This window comes from Pseudobutyrivibrio sp. LB2011, assembly GCF_000701765.1.
GTDB classification, from domain to species: Bacteria; Bacillota; Clostridia; order Lachnospirales; family Lachnospiraceae; genus Pseudobutyrivibrio; species Pseudobutyrivibrio ruminis.
Genome location: NZ_JNJS01000008.1, coordinates 1 through 21,563, shown reverse-complemented (window position 1 = coordinate 21,563; position 21,563 = coordinate 1). Strand labels below are relative to the sequence as shown.

The window sequence follows — 21,563 nt, the reverse complement described above, 5'->3', positions numbered from 1 at the left end:
ATAATATGAAAGTGGGTATGTTTTATCCCGATTTGAATAACTTTGAAGGAGTTAATAATAAAGTAGAGTATTTGGGCAATAATACTGGAAATATAGCCTTTTGGACTTCATTAACTAGACTAATTGATATTGAGAGAATTCCTTATGATTACAAGGAAAAAGGAATATCTTTAAACGATTATGATAAAATAATCACTACAGATTTGATTTGGATAAGACAGGGAGATTATAATGAATTTCTAGAACGGCTATTAGAGGAGACTGATACAGCAATAATCCCAATTAGTGTTGGCTTGCAGGCTAATGATTTTTGTATTGATTTTAAGCTATCTGATCGTATGGTGAAGTTATTAATGTCAATATCAGAAAGAGCAACTATTGGTGTTAGAGGTGAGTATACTGCTTATATTTTGTCTAAGCATGGAATAAACAATTATGAAATAATTGGATGCCCTTCGCTGTATTATTGGAATAATAAGGATTTAAGAATTGTTGACAATGTATTATATCCAAATAATGTAGTAGCAAATTTTAAGACTTTTTATGGAAGAATGACTCAAAAAGAAAAGCAATTCATGGCATATTTGGCTGATTTTGATGCGTCATTTATTGAGCAAACCAGTTTGATAATGACAAATGACCATACATGTGATAACGAATATTATAAGTATGTGAATAATTGGCTTCTCAAGAATAGTCATTTATATTATTCTGTCAATGACTGGAAGAAAGAAACAGCTTTGTATGATTTTTCTATGGGAGCTAGGTTCCATGGAAATGTAATAAGTTTATGGAATAATATTAAATCACTTTTTATAATAACTGACTCTAGAACAAGAGAATTAACAGCTCATTTTAATTTGCCATCAATAGATATGGAAAAATTTGATAGATCAAAAGATTTGAAGTATTACTATGAGTTGGCAAATTATGATAATTTTAATAGCATGTATGCTTTGAGATATTTTGAGTTTGTTAACTTTTTAAACAAAAATGGCTTGTCCATATCTGAAAAAGCAGAGCCTAAACAATTTGCACAATCTAATAACGAAAAGATGCATTATATAGCAAGTCTTTATTGCTAGCATCAAATGTGTAATTCACTTGTGATTCCTGACATTTGTTGCAACAATAAGAGATAATATCTCATGTATAAGAGGTATGCTTATGGCAAAGTCCATTTGTTTTTTAGTTGGGATTTGAAGAATTTTCTCCTGCCAGATTCACAAGTAAAAATGAAGTGTTAAACAGATAGAGGAACTTTTAAATATAAAATGGTGGGATTATGGACCAGATATTTTGAATGGTATATATTTAGGAGATATTGATCTGGCAATTACGATGCTTAAAGAGCGGATAATGCTAGGATTTCGTGCTGAAGATTATTCTTATTATTCTATTAACACAATAGATGGAACTTTAGTAAAGTATGAGGGGTGTTAGTTTAGCTCAATGAATTGTATTTAAATAGTATAAAGGGGGTTATAGAGAACTAGACAAATTGTTTTTTGAACTATTGCTCTTTACAAAAAGCATAGATATGTTCACTAGAATCTAGTTACATTTAAGATTTGCAAACATTTTGGACCTGAAATATTATTGTGGTATGTTTGAGTATGTCATGTATACTTCAAGTTGGCTGCAAAATTATGGTGATAAATAAACATCTCCCTTCATGAATGGGAGATGTTTATTTTTAAGGGAGAAATATGAAATTAAAGATATATAATTTTTTTGTAAACAAACACACTGGTATAAGGCAGAGGTATCATGGTTTACATGATAATTCATCAGGTATTATAAAAATCATTTCATGGCTATATTTAATATGGCTTAACTTTGCATACTACATTCTTTTCCAAAGGTGGCTGGGAAAAGGAAAAGATATAGAAATATATGAGACAAAAAGATTAAGAACAGATAAGCCGGAAAGTGCGTCATGCCCATTAGGAACACCAGCGCAGTTTGTTGAAAAACTTCGTAAATACGATGTCATTTCATTTGATATTTTTGATACCTTGATTATTAGACCATTTTCGGCACCGACTGATTTATTTTATATCATGGGGCAGAAGCTTGGTTACATGGATTTTAAACGTATCCGTATCGAGGCCGAGCATAAAGCGAGAGTGGCTCAGTATAAGCAGACAAAATCTTACGAAGTCACATTAAAAGACATTTGGAATGTGCTTAGCGAGGCAACAGGTATAGATTTAGAAGAGGGCATGAGACTCGAAATAGATACTGAGCTTGAATTGTGCTACGCAAATCCATATATGCTACAGGTGTTTAAGGCCTTAGTGGAAGCTGGAAAGCACATAGTAATTACATCTGATATGTATTTGCCTAAATCAGTACTTGCAGAAATGCTTTGTTCAAATGGCTTTACTGGTTTCGAAGAATTATATGTGTCTTGCGAGTATGATCTGTCAAAAGCTAAAGGCCAGTTGTTTGATTATGTAAAGAAACAGTGCACTGATAAATATGGAAAGGATATTACATTTGCCCATATTGGGGACAATGATGTAAGCGACGTCAAAAATGCTGCTGTGCATGGTTTTGTGCCATATCAATATCCTAATGTAAATAAGAATACATTGTTGTATAGAGCTTTTGATATGTCTCCGATAGTAGGTGGGGCATATCGAGGTATTGTAAATAATCGTATTTACGGTGGAATCGACACTATGAATCTTAATCAGGAGTATGGTTATATCTACGGGGGATTGTTTATCCTAGGATATTGTAAATACATTCATGATTATGTAAAACATAATGGTATAGAAAAGGTCTTATTCCTTTCCCGTGATGGTGAAATTGTAAAACGTGTATACGATAATCTATATCCGGATGACGATACAGCTTACGTATATATATCACGTCTGGCTGCGGCTAAGCTCACAGCAGGATATATGAAATATGATTTCTTGAGGAAGATGGTATATCACAAGGTTGGGCTTGAAAAGACAATTAATCAGGTGCTTGATGCGATGGAATTACCAGATTTCAAGCAACATCGTTTTGACTGTAAACTAACTCCAGACAATGTAGACACTTTAATCGAATACCTCAATGCCAACTGGCACACAGTCCTTTCTACCTACAAGCCACAGCGTGATGCTGCAGGCAAATGGTACCGCGATATCATCAGCGATGCCAAATCAGCAGTAGCGGTAGATATTGGTTGGGCAGGTAGTGGATTCTTAGCCATTAAGAATCTTTTCGAAAAGGAATGGAATATTGACTGTAAGCTTACAGGTATTGTGGCAGGAACAAATACAGCTCACAATGCAGAGCCAGACATGAGTGAGACAATGCTTTTGGATGGCACACTGTCGTCTTACTTATATTCGTCTATGGACAATCGCGATTTATATAAAAAGCATGACCCTGCTAAGGATTATAACCTTTTCTTTGAGCTTATCACATCATCACCTAGTCCATCATTCAAAGGATTCTACTTTGATGCAAATGGCCAGGTAGAGCTAAGATTCTCCAAACCGGAGGACAATCCAGAAGGTATCAAGGATATCTGGTACGGAATAGAGCAGTTTGTAGAAGATTATGTAGCGCATTTCAAAGACTATGATTACATGTTTAATATCTCTGGCCGAGATGCTTACGCGCCTATGCTTTTGGCAGCCAGTCATAAAGAAAAATATTTAAAATCGGTATACAAAAACTTTAATCTAAAAGTAACAGTAGAATAACTAAAAGCCAGCTCTGCGGAGCTGGCTTTTGCTATATTACTCAGCCTTGGCTAAGTTTTTGTTTGCTGTAGAGAGCATGAGCTTAATACGGTTGAGCTGGTTAACTTCAGATGCACCTGGATCGTAGTCGATGGCAACGATATTTGCCTCTGGGTGCTCATGACGGATACGCTTGATAACACCCTTACCAACTACGTGGTTTGGTAAACATCCAAATGGTTGGATACATACGATATTGCTTGCACCTGTTTCAATAAGCTCAAGCATTTCTCCTGTAAGGAACCATCCCTCACCAGTCTGGTTACCGATTGATACGATTTCTTTAGCGTTTGCTGCAGTATCTGTAATGTATGCTGGAGCAGTAAATCTCTTAGACTTGTTAAATTCATCTCTGGCAGCACTTCTGAGCCACTCAAAGAACTTGATTCCCATGTTGCAATAGAACTTTGTCTTGCGACTTGCACCAAGGTTTTCTTCCTTAAAGTTTGCATTGTAGAAACTGTAAAGAAGGAAGTCTGTAAGATCTGGAACAACAGCTTCGGCACCTTCCTGCTCAAGTAATTCAGCAAGCTGATTGTTAGCTGCTGGAAGGAACTTAACAAGGATTTCTCCTACGATACCAACACGTGGCTTCTTAAGACCTTCGATAATAGGAAGGTTATCGAAATCACGAATCATTTCACGGCACATTCTCTTAAACTTGCCATGAGAGAGTATCTTTGTGTTAGATACAAACTCTACAACCTTCTTTCTCCACTTATCGTGAAGCTCGTTTGTTGAGCCAGGAACTGCTTCATAAGGACGTACTCTATAAACACAGCGAAGTAAGATATCGCCAAAAGTAAGAGCGTAAAGTCCGTGCTGGATAAGGCTTGGTGTAAGCTTGAATCCAGGGTTTGGCTCGAATCCATTAAGGTTCAATGAAATAACTGGTACATCAGGATATCCTGCCTTTGCAAGAGCTCTACGAATGAATCCGATGTAGTTTGATGCACGGCATCCACCACCTGTCTGAGAGATGAGAAGAGCTGTACGGCTCATATCAAACTCACCTGTATCAATAGCAGCCATAAGCTGACCGATTACCATAAGTGAAGGATAGCAAGCATCGTTGTTTACGTATTTAAGACCTACATCAACACATGTACGTGTTGGGATGTTTGGAATTACAAGATTATATCCAGCTGCATTGAATGCGGGCTCAATCAAATCAAAGTGGATTGGCGACATCTGTGGGCAGAGGATTGTGTAATTCTTCTTCATTTCCTCCGTAAATACGATACGGTTATAGTTTGCAGGTACGATTTCACGCTCCTGTTTCTTCTTTTTCTTAACACGAAGTGCAGCAAGAAGAGAACGAACTCTGATACGTGCAGCACCAAGGTTGTTAACCTCATCAATCTTGAGGCATGTGTAAATCTTGCCAGACTGAGTAAGAATATCAGCTACCTGATCAGTTGTAACGGCATCAAGACCACAACCAAATGAGTTGAGCTGGATTAAATCAAGGTTGTCATGCTTTTTAACATAGTTGGCAGCTGAGTACATACGTGAGTGGAACATCCACTGGTCCATAACGATAAGAGGACGCTCAACCTCACCAAGGTTTGAAATAGAATCCTCAGTAAGTACTGCAATGCCATAGCTGTTGATAAGCTCTGGAATACCGTGGTTAATCTCTGGGTCTACGTGGTATGGACGTCCTGCAAGAACGATACCATGCTTTCCTGTCTCTTCTAGATACTTAAGAACTTCCTGTCCCTTTGCATACATATCATTTCTGAAATGCTCCTGCTCAAGCCATGCAGCATGGGCAGCGGCCTTAACTTCGCTAGCTGAGATATCAAACTCTTCCTTGAATACCTTTTCAAGCTGAGTTGTAAGAATCTCTTCTGAAGAGAATGCCATAAATGGATTTAAGAAACGAACCTTTCCGGTTGTGATTTCATCCACGTTGTTCTTAATATTTTCAGCGTAAGATGTAACGATAGGGCAGTTGTAGTGGTTGTTAGAATCAGGGAACTCATTTCTCTCGTATGGAATACAAGGATAGTAAATGAAGTCCACATTGCCTTCGTTGATAAGCCACTGAACATGACCATGTGCCATCTTTGCTGGGTAGCACTCTGACTCTGATGGGATTGACTCGATACCCATTTCGTAAACCTTACGATTTGAACGAGGAGAGAGAACTACTCTGAATTTCAGAGCCTTGAAGAATGTAGCCCAGAATGGGTAATTCTCGTAGAGGTTAAGGACACGTGGAATACCAACTGTACCTCGAGTTGCCTCTTCCTCTGAAAGTGGCTCATAATCAAATAATCTGTTGTATTTGTATTCGTAAAGGTTAGGGATGTTCTCTTTATTCTTAACACCGCCTGCACCCTTTTCACATCTATTACCTGTGATGAATGAACGTCCGCCTGAGAATCTATTGATTGTAAGTAAGCAGTGGTTCACACAACCCTGGCAACGAGTAAGCTTTGTATCAAATGTAAGATTGTTAATCTCATCAATGCCAAGTGTAGTTGTAGTAGGATTTTCCTCGTAACGCTCCTTAGCGATAAGAGCACAACCGAATGCACCCATGATACCTGCAATATCAGGACGAACTACATTTACACCTGCAACCTTTTCAAGGGAACGAAGAACAGCATCATTGTAGAATGTACCACCCTGAACAACGATGTTCTTGCCGAGCTCTGAAGCATCAGAAAGCTTGATAACCTTGAAGAGTGCGTTCTTTATAACTGAGTAAGCAAGACCTGAAGAAATATCTGCAACCGAAGCGCCTTCCTTCTGTGCCTGCTTTACCTTTGAATTCATAAATACGGTACAACGTGTACCAAGGTCGATTGGGTTGAGAGCAAAGAGCGCTTCCTCAGCAAAATCCTGAACTGTGAAATCAAGTGATTTTGCAAAAGTCTCGATGAAAGAACCACAACCAGAAGAACATGCCTCGTTAAGCTGTACGCTATCAACTACGCCATTTTTGATACGGATGCATTTCATATCCTGTCCACCAATATCAAGGATGCAGTCTACCTCTGGATTGAAGAAGGCAGCAGCATAGTAGTGGGCAATTGTCTCTACTTCGCCATCATCAAGCTGTAAAGCAGCCTTGAGTAATGCTTCACCATAACCCGTAGAGCATGAGTGCACGATATGTGTATCCTCAGGCATGATAGAGTAAATCTCTTTTAAAGCTTTAAGTGAAGTAGCAAGTGGGCTACCGTTATTGCTTGAGTAGAATGAGTAAAGAAGAGTGCCGTCATCACCTACAACAGCAAGCTTTGTAGTAGTAGAACCAGCATCAATACCAAGGTAAACATTACCGTGATAGTTAGCTAAATCACCCTTCTTAACCTCAGCCTTTGCATGTCTGTCCTTGAAGGCTCTGAAATCGTCCTCGCCCTCGAATAAAGGCTCAAGTCTGGCAACTTCGAAGTCCATCTTGATTCCCTGTGAAAGCTTATCGATAAGCTCGTCCATAGGTACGTTCTGATCTTCCTTTGAGTTAAGTGCAGAACCAATAGCTGCAAAAAGATGAGAGTTATCAAGCAAGATAGCATGCTCATCATCTAATTTAAGTGTACGAATAAATGCTTCTCTAAGCTGGTCCAAAAAGTGAAGAGGACCACCGAGGAATGCAACGTGGCCGCGAATTGGCTTGCCACATGCAAGACCTGAAATAGTCTGGTTAACTACTGCCTGAAAAATAGAAGCAGATAAGTCTTCCTTTGAAGCACCTTCATTGATAAGTGGCTGAATATCTGTCTTTGCAAATACACCGCAACGTGCAGCGATTGGATAGATAGCTTTGTAGTCCTTAGCATATGTATTAAGGCCTGTAGCATCTGTCTGAAGCAAAGAAGCCATCTGATCGATGAAAGAACCTGTACCACCAGCACAGATACCGTTCATACGCTGCTCGACATTACCATTTTCGAAATAAATGATTTTAGCATCCTCGCCACCAAGCTCGATTGCTACATCTGTCTGTGGAGCATAGTGAGTGAGGGAAGTAGAAACAGCTATAACTTCCTGTACAAATTCAACACCAAGGTGCTTAGCAAGAGTAAGTCCGCCTGAGCCAGTAATCATTGGACGAACTTGAATCTGACCAAGCTTAGACTTGGCTTGAGTTAATAAATCAGTGAGAGTTTGCTGAATGTTAGCAAAGTGTCTCTGATAATCAGAAAATAAAAGATTGTTATCATCGTCAAGCACCGCAATTTTAACTGTTGTGGAGCCTATATCGATGCCTAATTTAAATAATTTGTTTTCCATATAATAATAATTCTTTCTTATTAATATAATATTTTTGCAACAGTACGTATTATAAATGTAGAAGGGTAAATATACAATAAACAAAATATTAAAAATGTTATTCGCTGAAAGAACGATTATATTTTATGCAATCTAAAATTTTATAAAATTTCTTCTTTACAAATGAATAATGCTGTTGTAATATTTCAGAGTAATTGAGCGTATTTTTTTTAGGAAAGATTTTTCCAAAAAAAAAACGCTTTTTTTATTTTGGAGGGAGCATGTCAAATCTATCAGTAGAAGATATCATCGATTTCGTTGAAGAAAACGACGTAAAATTTATACGTCTAGCCTTTTGTGACCTATACGGTACACAAAAAAACATATCTATAATGCCACAGGAGTTGAGACACGCCTTTGAAGAAGGCGTGAATTTCGACTCCTTTCTTATTTTAGGCTACCATGATGGGGATAGTCAGGATTTATTCCTTAAGCCAGATCCTGATACACTTCATATCTTACCTTGGCGTCCACAATCAGGACGAGTTGTTCGTATGTATTGTGATGTAGTGCTTGCAGATGGCACACCATTTACTTACGATTATCGCAATTTCTTAAAAGAAACCCTTAATGAATGTGAGAAAGCAGGATTTAGTACTCGTATGGGTCTTAAATCTGAGTTTTATCTATTTAAAACAGATGAAGATGGAAATCCAACTAAAGAACCATTTGATAATGGTGGATATCTTGATGTTGCGCCAAGTGATAAAGGGGAAAACATTCGAAGAGAAATTTGTCTTACCTTGGAAGAAATGGGAATCATTCCACAGACTTCTCATCATGAGAGGGGACCAGGTCAAAATGAGATAGATTTCATGTCTGCTGATGTGCTTACAACAGCTGACAATCTTGTGACTTATAAAAATGTAGTTGAAAACATAGCTGCCAGAAATGGTGTTTATGCATCATTTGATCCACTTCCATTGGAAGATGCACCTGGTAATGGTTTACATATCAAGATGGCAAATTACAAAGGGAATGTAAATCTCCAAACATCTGATGAGGATTTCTCAGAAAGCTTTATGGCAGGTATTCTTAATAGAATGAGGGATATTACTTTATTCCTTAACTGTAGAAGAGATTCCTATAACAGATTTGGAATGGCTGAGGCGCCTAAGTATATTACATGGTCTTCGCAAAACAACTCTAGATTATTCAGAGTTCCTGAAATTAATGGCAAGAGAGATCATTTTATACTTCGTTCTCCAGATTCTTGTATCAATCCATATTTAGCAAGTGCAATTATTTTACAGGCCGGTCTTGCAGGAATCAAAAATAAGGAAAAGCTTCCACCTGCATTAGAAGTCAATTCTAGATTTTTAACCGAAGATAGATCTGCTTATTTGGAAATGCTACCACTTTCCATTGAGGAAGCTATCGAGTGCGCTGAGAATAGTGAGTTTATCACTAAGTCATCTTTCAGTGATGTAGCTCAGCGATATATTGATATCATAAAATCTTATATTTAATTTGGAGAGGTTTTATGGAAAGGGCATTGATTGTCTGCAACAACGAAAAAGGAACTCTGTTTTACAAATCCTTTCTTAAAGAGAATGGAATTGTAGATGTGGTTGCAACTGACAATGGACCTCGGGCAAAAAGAGCTATTTTGGACTACGATTTTGATATATGTATTATCAATGGTCCTATAGATAATAGTTCTGGTGAAGACTTAGCAATTGATATTGCTGAAAAAAATAATTGCCAGGTTATATTGTTTGTTAAAGCAGAATTTATTGATGAAGTTGCAGAACACGTTGAAGATTATGGAATTATAACAGTTTCAAAGCCTATAAATAAGCAATTATTTTGGCAGGCATTGAAACTTGCCAGAGTTGCGCAGAGACGTATTAGCATGGCTCATAAGGAAAGTGCAAAACTGGAACAAAAGTTAGAGGATATGAAAATCATATCTAGGGCGAAGCTGCTTCTGATTGTTAATAGTGACGTTTCTGAAGAGGAAGCCCATAAAATTATAGAGAAACAGGCAATGGACATGAGAAAATCTCGCGTCGAAATTGCTAAAGATATTATAAAGAAATACGAAGGAGTTTAAGATGACAAAGCATGTATTTGTTACAGGTGGTGTAGTATCAGGTTTAGGAAAAGGTATTACAGCAGCGTCATTAGGACGTTTATTAAAAATGAGAGGCTATAAGGTTGCTTCACAAAAACTTGATCCTTATATGAATGTTGATCCAGGTACAATGAGTCCATATCAGCATGGTGAGGTTTTCGTTACAGATGATGGAGCGGAGACAGATCTTGATCTTGGACATTACGAGCGCTTTATTGATGAAAGCCTTAACAAATATTCAAATCTTACTTCAGGAAAAGTATATTGGAATGTTCTTAATCGCGAGCGTAAAGGTGAGTATTTAGGCCAGACTGTTCAGGTTATTCCACACATTACTGAGGAAATTAAGAGATTTATCTACATGGGCGCAGAAACATCTGATTGTGATGTTTTGATTACAGAAATTGGTGGAACAACAGGCGATATAGAGTCACAGCCTTTCCTTGAGGCTATTCGCCAGGTATCTCTTGAAAAAGGACGTGAAAACTGCTTATTTATTCATGTAACTTTAGTTCCATGGCTTTCTGGCTCAGAAGAACATAAATCAAAGCCAACACAGCATTCAGTTAAGGAGCTACAGTCTCTTGGGATTTCACCAAATATTATTGTTTGCCGTGTTGATCATCCACTTGAGCAGTCTATTAAGGATAAGATTTCTCTATTCTGTAATGTAAAAAAGGACTGCGTAATTGAGAATGATACCCTTGATTGCTTATATGAAGCACCTCTTATGATGCACAAGTATGGCCTTGATGATGTGGTATGTCGTGAACTTGGTTTAGAAAATCCTTCTCCAGAGATTGAAGAATGGGAAAAAATGGTAGATAATATAAAAGGCTTGAAGAAGGTGACAAAAATTGCTATTGTTGGTAAGTACGTTGCACTTCATGATGCTTATTTATCAGTTCGCGAAGCATTATACCACGGCGGATATGCAAACAGTGCTCACGTTGAAATCGAATGGGTTGATTCTGAAACAATCACAAAAGACAATGTAAAAGATGTTTTAGGTGGTGTTGATGGAATTCTTGTACCAGGAGGATTTGGCGATAGAGGAGTAGAAGGAAAGATAGCTGCTTGCCAGTTCGCACGTGAAAATGATATTCCTTATCTTGGCATTTGCTTAGGTATGCAGGTTGCTGCAATTGAGTTTGCAAGAAATGTTTGCGGTCTTGAGGATGCCAATTCTCGTGAGTTTAATAGCACAGGAAAGAATTGCGTAATCGACCTTATGGAAGAGCAGATGGCTGTTCTTAGAAAGGGCGGAACAATGCGCCTTGGAGCATATCCTTGTGCAGTTCAAAAAAATACTAAATTATATGAAGCATATGGTTCAGAAAATATTTCTGAGCGCCATAGACATAGATTCGAGTTTAATAATCAATACCGTGAGCTTATGACAGAAAAAGGTCTCACAATTTCAGGTACTTCACCTAATGATGAAGTTGTTGAAGCAATTGAAGTTTCAGCAAACAAATTCCATGTAGGTGTACAATTCCATCCTGAGTTTAAGAGCCGCCCAAATAAGCCACATCCATTGTTTGCTGCGTTTATCAAAGCAAGCTTGAAGTAGTTCCCTATAAATTTTTTATATAAAGGAGAAAAAAATGTTAGAGAAAAGATTTAAACTCAAAGAGAACAACACTTCTGTAAGGACAGAAATCATCGCTGGTCTCACCACATTCATGACAATGGCTTATATCATTGCCTTGAATCCAAACCTTCTTACTGGTTACGGTGCAGGCGGTCAGGCACTTTGGAATGGTGTATTCCTTGCCACATGTATTTCATCAGCGGTCGCTATGTTTGTTATGGCTTTCCTTGCAAATAAGCCTTTCTGTCTTGCTCCAGGTATGGGACTTAACTCATTCATGGCTATTGTAATCGGCAACCTTGTTGCTATGACTGGTATGGGATATGTAGAGTCATTCCAGGCAATGCTTTGCATCATTCTTATCGAAGGTATTGTATTCTTTATCCTTTCACTTCTCAATATTCGTGAAAAGATTGTAGATGCAATTCCACTTGGCATTCGTCTTGGTATTTCACCAGCTATTGGACTTATGCTTCTTAACATTGGTTTTGGTTCAAATGTTTACATTGCAGATTCAAACTTCAATCAGTATTTTGCAATGAAAGATTTCTTCGGAGCTCTTACAGCTTCATACGCTAAGCAGACAATGACAGATGCTTACCCAGTAATGGTTCTTTCTGTTATTACAATGTTTGTTGGTTTATTTATTATTGTAGTTCTTGCATCAAAGGGCGTTAAGGCTTCAGTTATTATTGGTATGCTTGCTGCATCAGTAATTTACTGGATTGGCGATTTCTTCGTACTTGGCCAGAATCCTTTTGCATCACTTGCAACAGCATCATTTGTTCCTGCATTTGGTGATATGGCTACAACAACACTCTTTAAGTTTAATTTTGCTGGTCTAACTCAGATGGGGTGGTTTACAGCAGTAACACTTGTTATCACATTCTGTATCATTGATATGTTCGATACAATTGGAACATTAGTAGGTACAGCTTCTCGTGCAGGTATGGTTGATAGAGAAGGCAATATGCCAAACATGAAGGAAGCTCTTCTTTCAGATTCTATCGGAACACTTTTCGGTGCTTGCACAGGTACATCAACAGTTACAACATTTATTGAGTCAGCTTCAGGTGTTGAGGCAGGAGGACGTACAGGTCTTACAGCACTTACATGCGGTATTGCATTCCTTCTTTGCATTTTCCTTGCACCTATCGCAGCAATCATTCCAGCAGCTGCAACATCAGCAGCACTCATCTATGTTGGTGTTCTTATGATGACAGGTCTTAAGAAGGTAAACTTTGATGACCTTTCAGTATGTGTACCAGTTACTATCATGCTTATTGCTATGCCTATTTCAGGTTCAATTGGACATGGTATTGGTCTTGCAATGATTTCTTACACAGTAATCAAGGTATTCACAGGCAAGGCAAAGGAAGTATCTGCTCTTACATATGTAATCTCAGTACTTTTCCTTATCAAGTTCTTCTTAGCAGTATAAGAATAATATAGACATTCAAAAGCTAGCTCTAATTACAGAGCTAGCTTTTTTTATTGAAAGTGAATATCTGAGTTTCTATTGACTAACTATAGGGAATGTGGAGTATTATGTAAATAGATTTTGCACAATTGAAAGGAGAGGACTAATGGCAAATATATTTGGGGATAATACTAAGAAACTCGGTTTTGGTTTAATGCGTTTACCAAGATTAGATCCAAATAAAGAGGATTCAATTGATGTAGAGACTCTTAAAAAGATGGTTGATACCTTTATTGAAAGAGGATTTACATATTTTGATACTGCTTGGATGTATTGCGGATTTAAGTCTGAAAATGCCACAAAAGAAGCATTGGTAGATAGATATCCTAGAGATAAATTTACTCTTGCTGACAAACTTCATGCTGGATTCTTCAATAAGGCAGAAGAGATGGATGAAATTTTTAACAAGCAATTGGAAAAGACTGGTGTTTCATATTTTGATTATTATCTTATCCACGATGTAGGAGAGGGACATTATAAAAAATACACAGAGCTTGGCAGTTTTGAATGGCTAGCTAAGAAAAAAGAAGCGGGCCTTGTTAAGCATATGGGCTTTTCTTATCACGATAGAGCTGAGCTCTTAGATAGGATTCTCACAGAGCATCCAGAAGTTGAATTTGTCCAGCTTCAGATAAATTACCTTGATTGGGAAAGCGAAGCTATTCAATCAAGAAAATGCTACGAGGTTTGTGTAAAGCATAATAAGCCAGTAGTTGTTATGGAGCCGGTCAAAGGCGGTACTTTGGCAAATGTACCTGATGCAGTAACGGATTTGTTTAAAAATTACGATGCAAATGCTTCAATTCCATCATGGGCTATTCGTTTCGCAGCGTCTCTTCCAAATGTAAAGATGGTTCTTTCTGGAATGGGAAGTGAGCAGATGCTTCTTGATAACACAGGCTATATGGCTGATTTCAAGCCTCTTACAGAGGAAGAGCAGAAGCTTGTGTTTATGGCAAGAGATATTATTAACGGTGCTATTGCAATTCCATGTACAGCATGTGCTTATTGCGTAGACGGTTGCCCTATGAACATCCCTATCCCAAAGTATTTCTCATTGTATAATGCTGAAAAACAGGAATCAAAGGATAAAGGATTTACTATTCAACGTGAATACTATGAGCGTTTAAATGCAAATTTTGGTAAGGCTAGTGATTGCATTAAATGCGGTAAATGTGAGAATATTTGTCCACAACATCTTCCTATTAGAAAGAATCTAGAACTAGTAGCTGAAATGTTTGAAAGCTAGAAGTCCATAAATATGTACATACCTTCTGATATTATCTTATACATAAGATGATTCAGGAGGTATTTTTTATGAAAAAGAAACTTGATAAAGAATTAATTGTATCGCTGGCAGCTATTTCGTTTATTGTTGCAGTTGGCATTATTTTCTTCTTATTATTTATATTTGATATCCACATTTCTAGTAGTAATGCAGGCGGAGTAATAGGCTCATTCTCAGGGCTTTCTAGCTCAATATGGCTCTTTTTACTTTGCAGAAATTGTTGACTATGTATTGGGGGTTACCTATAATTAAAGTATCTATATATAGTGTATTTATATTAGCGAAAAAGGCTTTTTCACCGATATGATGTACACTGGGTTTTTAAGGAAGGTAATTGATTATGAATAAATTGTTTAAAAGAGCAGTTAGCTTTGCAGCTATAGCTGTAATGGTTTTTGCGTTTAATATTGTTGCAATGGCACAGGGAACTACCACTATTAATGTTTCTAAAAGTTCTGCATCAGTTGGCGATTCTATTACAGTTTCTATAACCGCCACAGAAAGCGGCACAATCACTGTTAAATACACAGCTAGCATGCTTTCTCTTTCTAGCTGCAGTGTTTCAGGTTACACATCAGAGGGCAATGCAGTTTCTTTCTCTGGCAAGCAGGGCGATATCGTATTTTCTGCAGCGGCAGAAGGAACAGCTTCTATCATAGTTTCTTCATCTGCAAATTCAGGTAGCAGTACAACACTTACTATCGGAGGCTCATCAAGCTCTTCATCTACAAGCACAGCAAGTGAATCTACTACAGAAGAAACAACTACAACAGAAGAGACAGTAGAAGAGAATACTGAGACTACAGAAGAAACTACAGAGGAAACTACAGCAACTACTACATCTACAAGTGGAGTAGGTAATCTTAACTCCGATGGTGGATTTGATATCGATGGTGTTGCATATGTTGTTTCAGAGAGATTTTCTGATTCTGATATGCCAGCAGGCTTTTCAAAGACAACTGTTACAATTGGTTCAAGCACATATAGCGAGCCAACAAATGGTAGTCTTACATTGCTTTACTTAAAGCCAGCTGATAACACATCAGGTTCAGGTGTTTTCTATCTTTATAATGCAGAAGCAGGTACTGTTTCACCTTTCTTAATGCTTGGTACAGCAGATAGCTACGTTATTGTTAGTGACAATGGTTCAGCACCTACATCTGCTTTTACAGCAACTACACTTGATGTAAATGGTGGCACAGCTACTGCATACACAATCGATGGAGCAGAGTTTTTCTATGTTTACGGTACAAACCAGGATGGTGCTTCTGGTTGGTTTGTATACGACAGCACATATAAGACTGTTTCAAGAGTTGATGAATCAGCTCTTTCTACTTCAGCATCTACTGATACTACCGAAGAGGTAGAGGAAACAGAAACATCTACCGACAATAATTTATATGTAGAAAAACTCAACTTATATCGCAAAATCATCATGGGGCTTATAGTCCTTTGTGTTGTACTATTATTTATTATTATTAACAAAGCTATTAGAGGTCATGGTGACGACGATGATTTTGATGGCGATGTATTTGCTAAGGCGCCTACTAGATCTTCTCGCAGATTACCTCGTTCTATTGTTTTTGGCGGAAAAGATCGTGACGAAGAAGATGACGAGTACGACGAAGAAGAGTACGAAGAAGAAGAGTACGATGACGATGATGAAGAAGAGTACGATGATTATGATGAAGATGACGAAGATGACGACAGAGATTTCTCTAAGTCAAGATTTGAGTCAGAGTCATACGAGGCTCGTAGAGCATCTAGTCTTAATATGATGGATTTAAATGACCTATAAAAGGAGCAAAAATATGGAATATTCAAGACAAGCAAAACGTGCAATTACAGGGGCATCAAAGCTTTCAAAGTCATTGCAGCATAGCTATGTTGGTACTGAGCATCTCCTTATTTCTATTATTGAGCAGGAGAACTCACTTGCTGCCAAGGTTTTGAATTCTAATGGTGTAGATAAAGCAGCGTTACTTAAGCTTGTGGAGGAGCTTATTTCTCCAGGTGGTGAGATTGCCATTCAAGAAAGAGATGGCTACACACCTAAAATGGAACAATTATTGGAACATGCTAGTGAAGAAGCAGCTAAATGCAATTCTAAGACTATAGGAACAGAGCATCTTTTATTGGCGATGATTCGTATGCAGGATTGCTCTGGTGCACGTCTGCTTAATTCGCTGGATATCAACCCTCACAAACTATTCTCCGAATTAGTAGCCGGTATGGGCGCAGAGGGGGTTGTATACAAAGAAGAGATGCAGGCTATTAACAGCGGTCGCTCTCGCAAAAACGAAGCATCTTACTTGGATCAGTTTTCTAGAGATTTAACAGAGCTTGCTGAAGAAGGAGAACTGGATCCTATAGTTGGTAGAGATTCAGAAATTCAGCGTGTAATTCAAATACTATCTAGACGAGGAAAGAATAATCCTTGTCTTATTGGTGAGCCTGGTGTTGGTAAAACTGCCATTGTTGAAGGCTTAGCAGAAAGAATTGTTGACGGTAATGTTCCTGATTCTGTAAAGGATTTAAGGGTACTTTCCCTTGATTTGTCAGGAATGGTTGCTGGTTCAAAATACCGTGGCGAATTCGAAGAGAGAATAAAAAAGGTTATTGCGGAAGTTATTGAAGAGGGCAATATCCTTTTATTCATAGACGAGATTCATACATTAATAGGTGCTGGTGGAGCTGAAGGAGCTATCGATGCATCTAATATTTTAAAGCCAGCTATGGCTCGTGGCGAGATTCAAATTCTTGGAGCTACTACTATTAATGAATATCGTAAATACGTAGAGAAAGATGCTGCATTAGAAAGACGTTTCCAACCTGTTATGGTAGAAGAGCCTTCTACAGAGGAAACAATTGACATTCTTAAAGGTGTAAGACACTTATATGAAGAGCACCACGGGATTACAATTCCGGACGAAGCTGTTGAGGCGTGCGTACACCTTTCAGAACGCTATATAGCAGATAGATTCTTGCCAGATAAAGCCATTGATTTGATGGATGAAGCAGCTGCTGCTATTAAGCTTAATGACGTAAAGAAAATTACAAAAGATGACAGTTTAGATAAACAAATTGAACAGCTTTCTGAAGACATGGAGAACGCTATTATTAATGGCGATATTGCTCTTGCTAGTTCAATTAAAAAAGAAAAAGATGAGCTTATCTTAAAGAAGGAAGCGGAGCAAAAGAAGCTTAACAGGCGCTCTAAGTCAAAGCCTGTTGTTCTTACAGAAAATGATGTCGCAAAGGTTGTGGCATTATGGACAAAGATTCCTGTTTCTAAATTAACAGAACAGGAGTCAGTTCGACTTCGTAAAATCGAAAGCATTTTACATAAGCGTGTCGTAGGTCAAGAAGAGGCCGTTTCTGCAGTTGCTAGAGCAGTTCGTAGAGGTAGAGTGGGTCTTAAAGAAAAGGGCAGACCAATTGGTTCGTTCTTATTCCTTGGCCCAACAGGTGTTGGTAAAACAGAAATTTCAAAAGCCTTGGCAGAGGCTGTATTTGGCAACGAATCATCAATGATTAGAGTTGATATGAGTGAATATATGGAGAAGCATTCAGTCTCAAAGATGATTGGATCACCTCCAGGATATGTTGGCTATGAGGAAGGCGGCCAGCTATCAGAAAAGGTTCGTCGCAATCCATATTCAGTAATCCTTTTTGATGAGATTGAAAAGGCACATCCTGATGTATTCAATGTTCTTTTACAGATTTTGGATGATGGTCATGTTACAGATTCTCAGGGACGAAAGGTAGACTTTAAGAATACTATTATTATCATGACAAGTAATGCTGGCGCACAGGCAATTATAGAGCCTAAAAAGCTTGGTTTTGCATCAAAAGAGGATGCTAGCAAAGACTACGAGTTTATGAAGAATGGCGTAATGGAAGAGGTAAAGAGAATCTTTAAGCCGGAATTCTTAAACCGTATTGATGAAACAATCGTATTTAGAGCCCTTACAAAGGATGATATGAAAGAAATTGCTGGTTTGCAGGTTAAACAATTTATTGTTAGATGCAAAGAGCAGATGGATATTACAGTTACAATTCCAGCATCAGTTAAGACTTGGATTGTAGATAAAGCATTTGATCCTAAATATGGCGCTCGTCCAATTCGTAGAAAGATACAGACGGCTCTTGAGGATGTAATGGCAGAGGATATTTTAGCAGGCAAAATAAAGCCATCTGATTCAGTAAAAGCAAAGGTTAAAAAAGACGTAGTGGTTTTTGAAAAATGCTAATAATAATTTGTGGGTCTTGTTGTTAAAATGATATTCCTTTGTTATAATCAGAATAAGACAATCTGCAGATAAGCAGTGGCTACAGGAGGAATAAAAATGGCTGTGATTAGTGAGTTGATTCGCAGTGAAGCAGACGGAACTATCAGCTTTGGGGATTATACATTAGCTGATAAGAAGAAGCTCGAAGACTACAAGCACGACGGAGATTTGTACAAGGTTAAGACATTTTCAGATATCACTAAGTTAGAACGTAATGGGATGTTTGTTTATGAATCTGTACCTGGTACAGCTGTAGAAAAGTTCGATTGTACTTCTGATTCTGTTTCGTTTACAGTTGAGGGCAAAGAAGATGCAATGATTACTTTGGAGCTTGAACCAGAGACTAGCTATGATATTACTGTTAATGGCGCAAGTGCAGGTCAGATGAAGACCAATCTTGGCGGTAAGCTTAATCTTTCAGTTGAGCTTGATCCAGGAGTTGCAGTAACAGTTCAGGTTAGTAGAGTTTAATACCGTAATTTAAACTATTATCTTCCCACAAATAAATGTGGGAAGATTTTTTTATTTATAGAAGGAGATATATTATGGCAAATAAAAAGGTTTCAGTATTCTTCTGCCAGGAATGTGGGAATGAAACATCAAAGTGGGCTGGAAAATGCCCATCATGTGGTGCGTGGAATTCTTTAGTAGAAGAGGTCATAGATAAGACGTCTGTTAAAAGTAGAGCAAAAGTATCGGATGTTAAGCCAACAAAGATTATCGATGTTACTGCCTCTAATGAACAGAGAATATCTACAAATATCGAGGAGTTTAACCGCGTATTAGGCGGTGGAATTGTTCCTGGTTCTATGGTTTTAGTTGGCGGAGATCCTGGTATTGGAAAGTCGACACTTTTGCTTCAGACATGTCAAAAGCTTTGTTTGTCTGGTGTAAATGTCATGTATGTTTCTGGTGAGGAATCATTGCAGCAAATAAAAATAAGGGCAGATAGAATTGGCAAGTTTAACGATAAGCTGGATTTATTATGTGAAACAAATCTAGATACTATAAAAGCTGTAGTTGAAAGAGAGATGCCAACTGTTCTTATCATCGATTCTATTCAAACAATGTTTAATGAGTCAGTGGGTTCGGCTCCAGGCTCAGTTTCGCAGGTTAGAGAATCGACTAGTGTCTTAATGGAGATAGCAAAAGGAAAAGGAATAGCTGTCTTCATAGTTGGACATGTTACAAAAGAGGGTACTGTTGCAGGACCTAGAGTTCTTGAACATATGGTAGATACTGTTTTGTATTTTGAAGGAGATAGACACGCATCTTACAGAATACTTCGTGGAGTTAAGAATAGATTTGGGTCTACCAATGAAATAGGCGTTTTTGAAATGAGGGACACCGGCTTAGAACAGGTTAAGAATCCTTCTGCTGTTATGCTAGATGGAAGACCGGAAAATGCTACTGGTTCTATAGTTACATGCTCAATGGAGGGGACAAGACCAATTCTTGTGGAAATACAGTCATTAGTCAGCAAAACTGCTTTTGAAATTCCTAGAAGAATGGCCACAGGATGCGATTACAATAGAGTAAATCTGTTAGTTGCAGTACTTGAAAGAATGAGAGATGCTAAGGCTAACAGATCATGTGGTATATTCTTAGGAAGATCAGACGTTTATGTTAATATAGCCGGTGGAATTAGAATTAATGAACCAGCAATCGATTTAGCTATAGCACTTGCTATATATTCTAGTGAAAAGGATATACCTGTTGACGAAGGAACGATAGTATTTGGTGAGATAGGTTTGTCAGGCGAAGTTAGATCTGTGTCAATGGCAGAGCAGCGAGTTAACGAAGCTAAGAAGCTTGGATTTAAGAGGGTAATAATGCCTATGTCCAATATACATTCTGTGAAAAATATTGATGGGATTATAGTCGTTGGCGTATCAAATATAAAAGAGGCGGTTGATGCTATATCTCGATAATGAAGATGCTTATATGACCTATATATGGGCGTCAAAATAGAATTGATAAAATAATTGGTACAATTCACACAATTATGAGCGTTTGAGTTAAATAGATTTACTTTAAAAAAACACAGAAATTCTGTTGACACGCCCTATTTTAGGTGATATTATAATCGAGCACTGAGGGAAACGAAGTGCTGAATGAAATAAGGAATTGAAAGAATTGTATAAACAATTTTGATTTCCTAAATAGTTCACAAAATAAATAAAAAAGTTGTTGACAAAAAGACAGCATCGTGATAATATAAACGAGTTGCTGCTGAGGGCAACAACAAAGAGAAGATTGATAACTGAACAGTGAAACAAACCTTGAATTAATACAAGTTTTTTGGTAACAAGCAAGCTTGTTACTTACACAACTTTCACTTCGTGAAAATTGTGACTTAAACATGTATCCTTGAAATTCATTTAGTTTCTAAGACGAAACAAAACCTTTATTAAGGGGATATTAATTTCAAAACTTGATTTTGAAATTAATATTCTAGTAAGAATCTTTGATTCTTACATTTACAGTAAACAAGTCAGTTTTATACTGATTCGGAATTAAACTTTTTAACATGAGAGTTTGATCCTGGCTCAGGATGAACGCTGGCGGCGTGCTTAACACATGCAAGTCGAACGAAGCAACTTATTACGATCCCTTCGGGGTGACGATTTGTTGACTGAGTGGCGGACGGGTGAGTAACGCGTGGGTAACCTACCTTGTACAGGGGGACAACAGTTGGAAACGACTGCTAATACCGCATAAGCGCACAGCTTCGCATGGAGCAGTGTGAAAAGTTTTTCGGTACAAGATGGACCCGCGTCTGATTAGCTAGTT

At 37.8% G+C, this 21,563-nt stretch carries 13 protein-coding genes and 1 rRNA gene; 13 read left to right on the top strand and 1 reads right to left on the bottom strand.

The window, feature by feature from the left end; genetic code table 11:
• The first annotated feature begins 5 nt into the window (after positions 1-5).
• A complete protein-coding gene (locus tag T375_RS10105) occupies positions 6-1,085 on the top strand; it encodes a polysaccharide pyruvyl transferase family protein (RefSeq protein ID WP_044938017.1) in 1,080 nt (359 codons plus the stop codon).
• A gap of 624 nt (positions 1,086-1,709) precedes the next feature.
• On the top strand, positions 1,710-3,710 hold the full coding sequence (locus tag T375_RS13315; protein WP_049960397.1) for an HAD family hydrolase: 2,001 nt from the start codon (positions 1,710-1,712) through the stop codon (positions 3,708-3,710).
• A gap of 36 nt (positions 3,711-3,746) precedes the next feature.
• Here the strand turns inward: T375_RS13315 and T375_RS10095 are convergent, their stop codons facing one another.
• Positions 3,747-8,000, bottom strand: coding sequence for a 2-hydroxyacyl-CoA dehydratase (locus T375_RS10095; protein WP_044938014.1), 4,254 nt, complete (start codon positions 7,998-8,000; stop codon positions 3,747-3,749).
• A gap of 260 nt (positions 8,001-8,260) precedes the next feature.
• Here T375_RS10095 and T375_RS10090 point away from each other — a divergent pair, with 260 nt between their 5' ends.
• From T375_RS10090 to T375_RS10040, 11 genes are all read left to right on the top strand, one after another.
• Positions 8,261-9,508, top strand: coding sequence for a glutamine synthetase family protein (locus tag T375_RS10090; RefSeq protein WP_044938012.1), 1,248 nt, complete (start codon positions 8,261-8,263; stop codon positions 9,506-9,508).
• 14 nt (positions 9,509-9,522) lie between these two features.
• Positions 9,523-10,095 carry an ANTAR domain-containing response regulator gene (locus T375_RS10085; RefSeq protein WP_044938010.1) on the top strand — a complete coding sequence of 191 codons (573 nt, stop codon included), beginning with the start codon at positions 9,523-9,525 and terminating at the stop codon, positions 10,093-10,095.
• Position 10,096: 1 nt separating this feature from the next.
• Positions 10,097-11,689: a CTP synthase gene (locus tag T375_RS10080; RefSeq protein ID WP_044938007.1), complete on the top strand. Its 1,593-nt coding sequence runs from the start codon at positions 10,097-10,099 to the stop codon at positions 11,687-11,689.
• A gap of 34 nt (positions 11,690-11,723) precedes the next feature.
• On the top strand, positions 11,724-13,151 hold the full coding sequence (locus T375_RS10075) for an NCS2 family permease (protein WP_044938005.1): 1,428 nt from the start codon (positions 11,724-11,726) through the stop codon (positions 13,149-13,151).
• Between the two features lie 145 nt (positions 13,152-13,296).
• Positions 13,297-14,439, top strand: coding sequence for an aldo/keto reductase (locus tag T375_RS10070; protein WP_044938003.1), 1,143 nt, complete (start codon positions 13,297-13,299; stop codon positions 14,437-14,439).
• A 68-nt stretch (positions 14,440-14,507) separates the two neighbouring features.
• On the top strand, positions 14,508-14,702 hold the full coding sequence (locus T375_RS10065; RefSeq protein ID WP_044938001.1) for a hypothetical protein: 195 nt from the start codon (positions 14,508-14,510) through the stop codon (positions 14,700-14,702).
• Positions 14,703-14,818: 116 nt separating this feature from the next.
• Positions 14,819-16,276 (top strand): hypothetical protein, encoded by a 1,458-nt coding sequence (locus tag T375_RS13740; RefSeq protein ID WP_044937999.1) that lies wholly within the window; start codon positions 14,819-14,821, stop codon positions 16,274-16,276.
• Positions 16,277-16,289: 13 nt separating this feature from the next.
• Entirely contained in the window at positions 16,290-18,731 is a 2,442-nt protein-coding gene (locus tag T375_RS10055; RefSeq protein ID WP_044937996.1) for an ATP-dependent Clp protease ATP-binding subunit, read from the top strand.
• A 96-nt stretch (positions 18,732-18,827) separates the two neighbouring features.
• On the top strand, positions 18,828-19,241 hold the full coding sequence (locus tag T375_RS10050; RefSeq protein WP_044937992.1) for a hypothetical protein: 414 nt from the start codon (positions 18,828-18,830) through the stop codon (positions 19,239-19,241).
• Between the two features lie 74 nt (positions 19,242-19,315).
• The gene (gene radA / locus T375_RS10045) at positions 19,316-20,701 is read left to right on the top strand and encodes a DNA repair protein RadA (RefSeq protein ID WP_044937991.1); all 1,386 of its coding nucleotides are present in this window, start codon (positions 19,316-19,318) and stop codon (positions 20,699-20,701) included.
• 595 nt (positions 20,702-21,296) lie between these two features.
• A 16S ribosomal RNA gene (locus T375_RS10040) occupies positions 21,297-21,563 on the top strand; the annotation flags it as partial.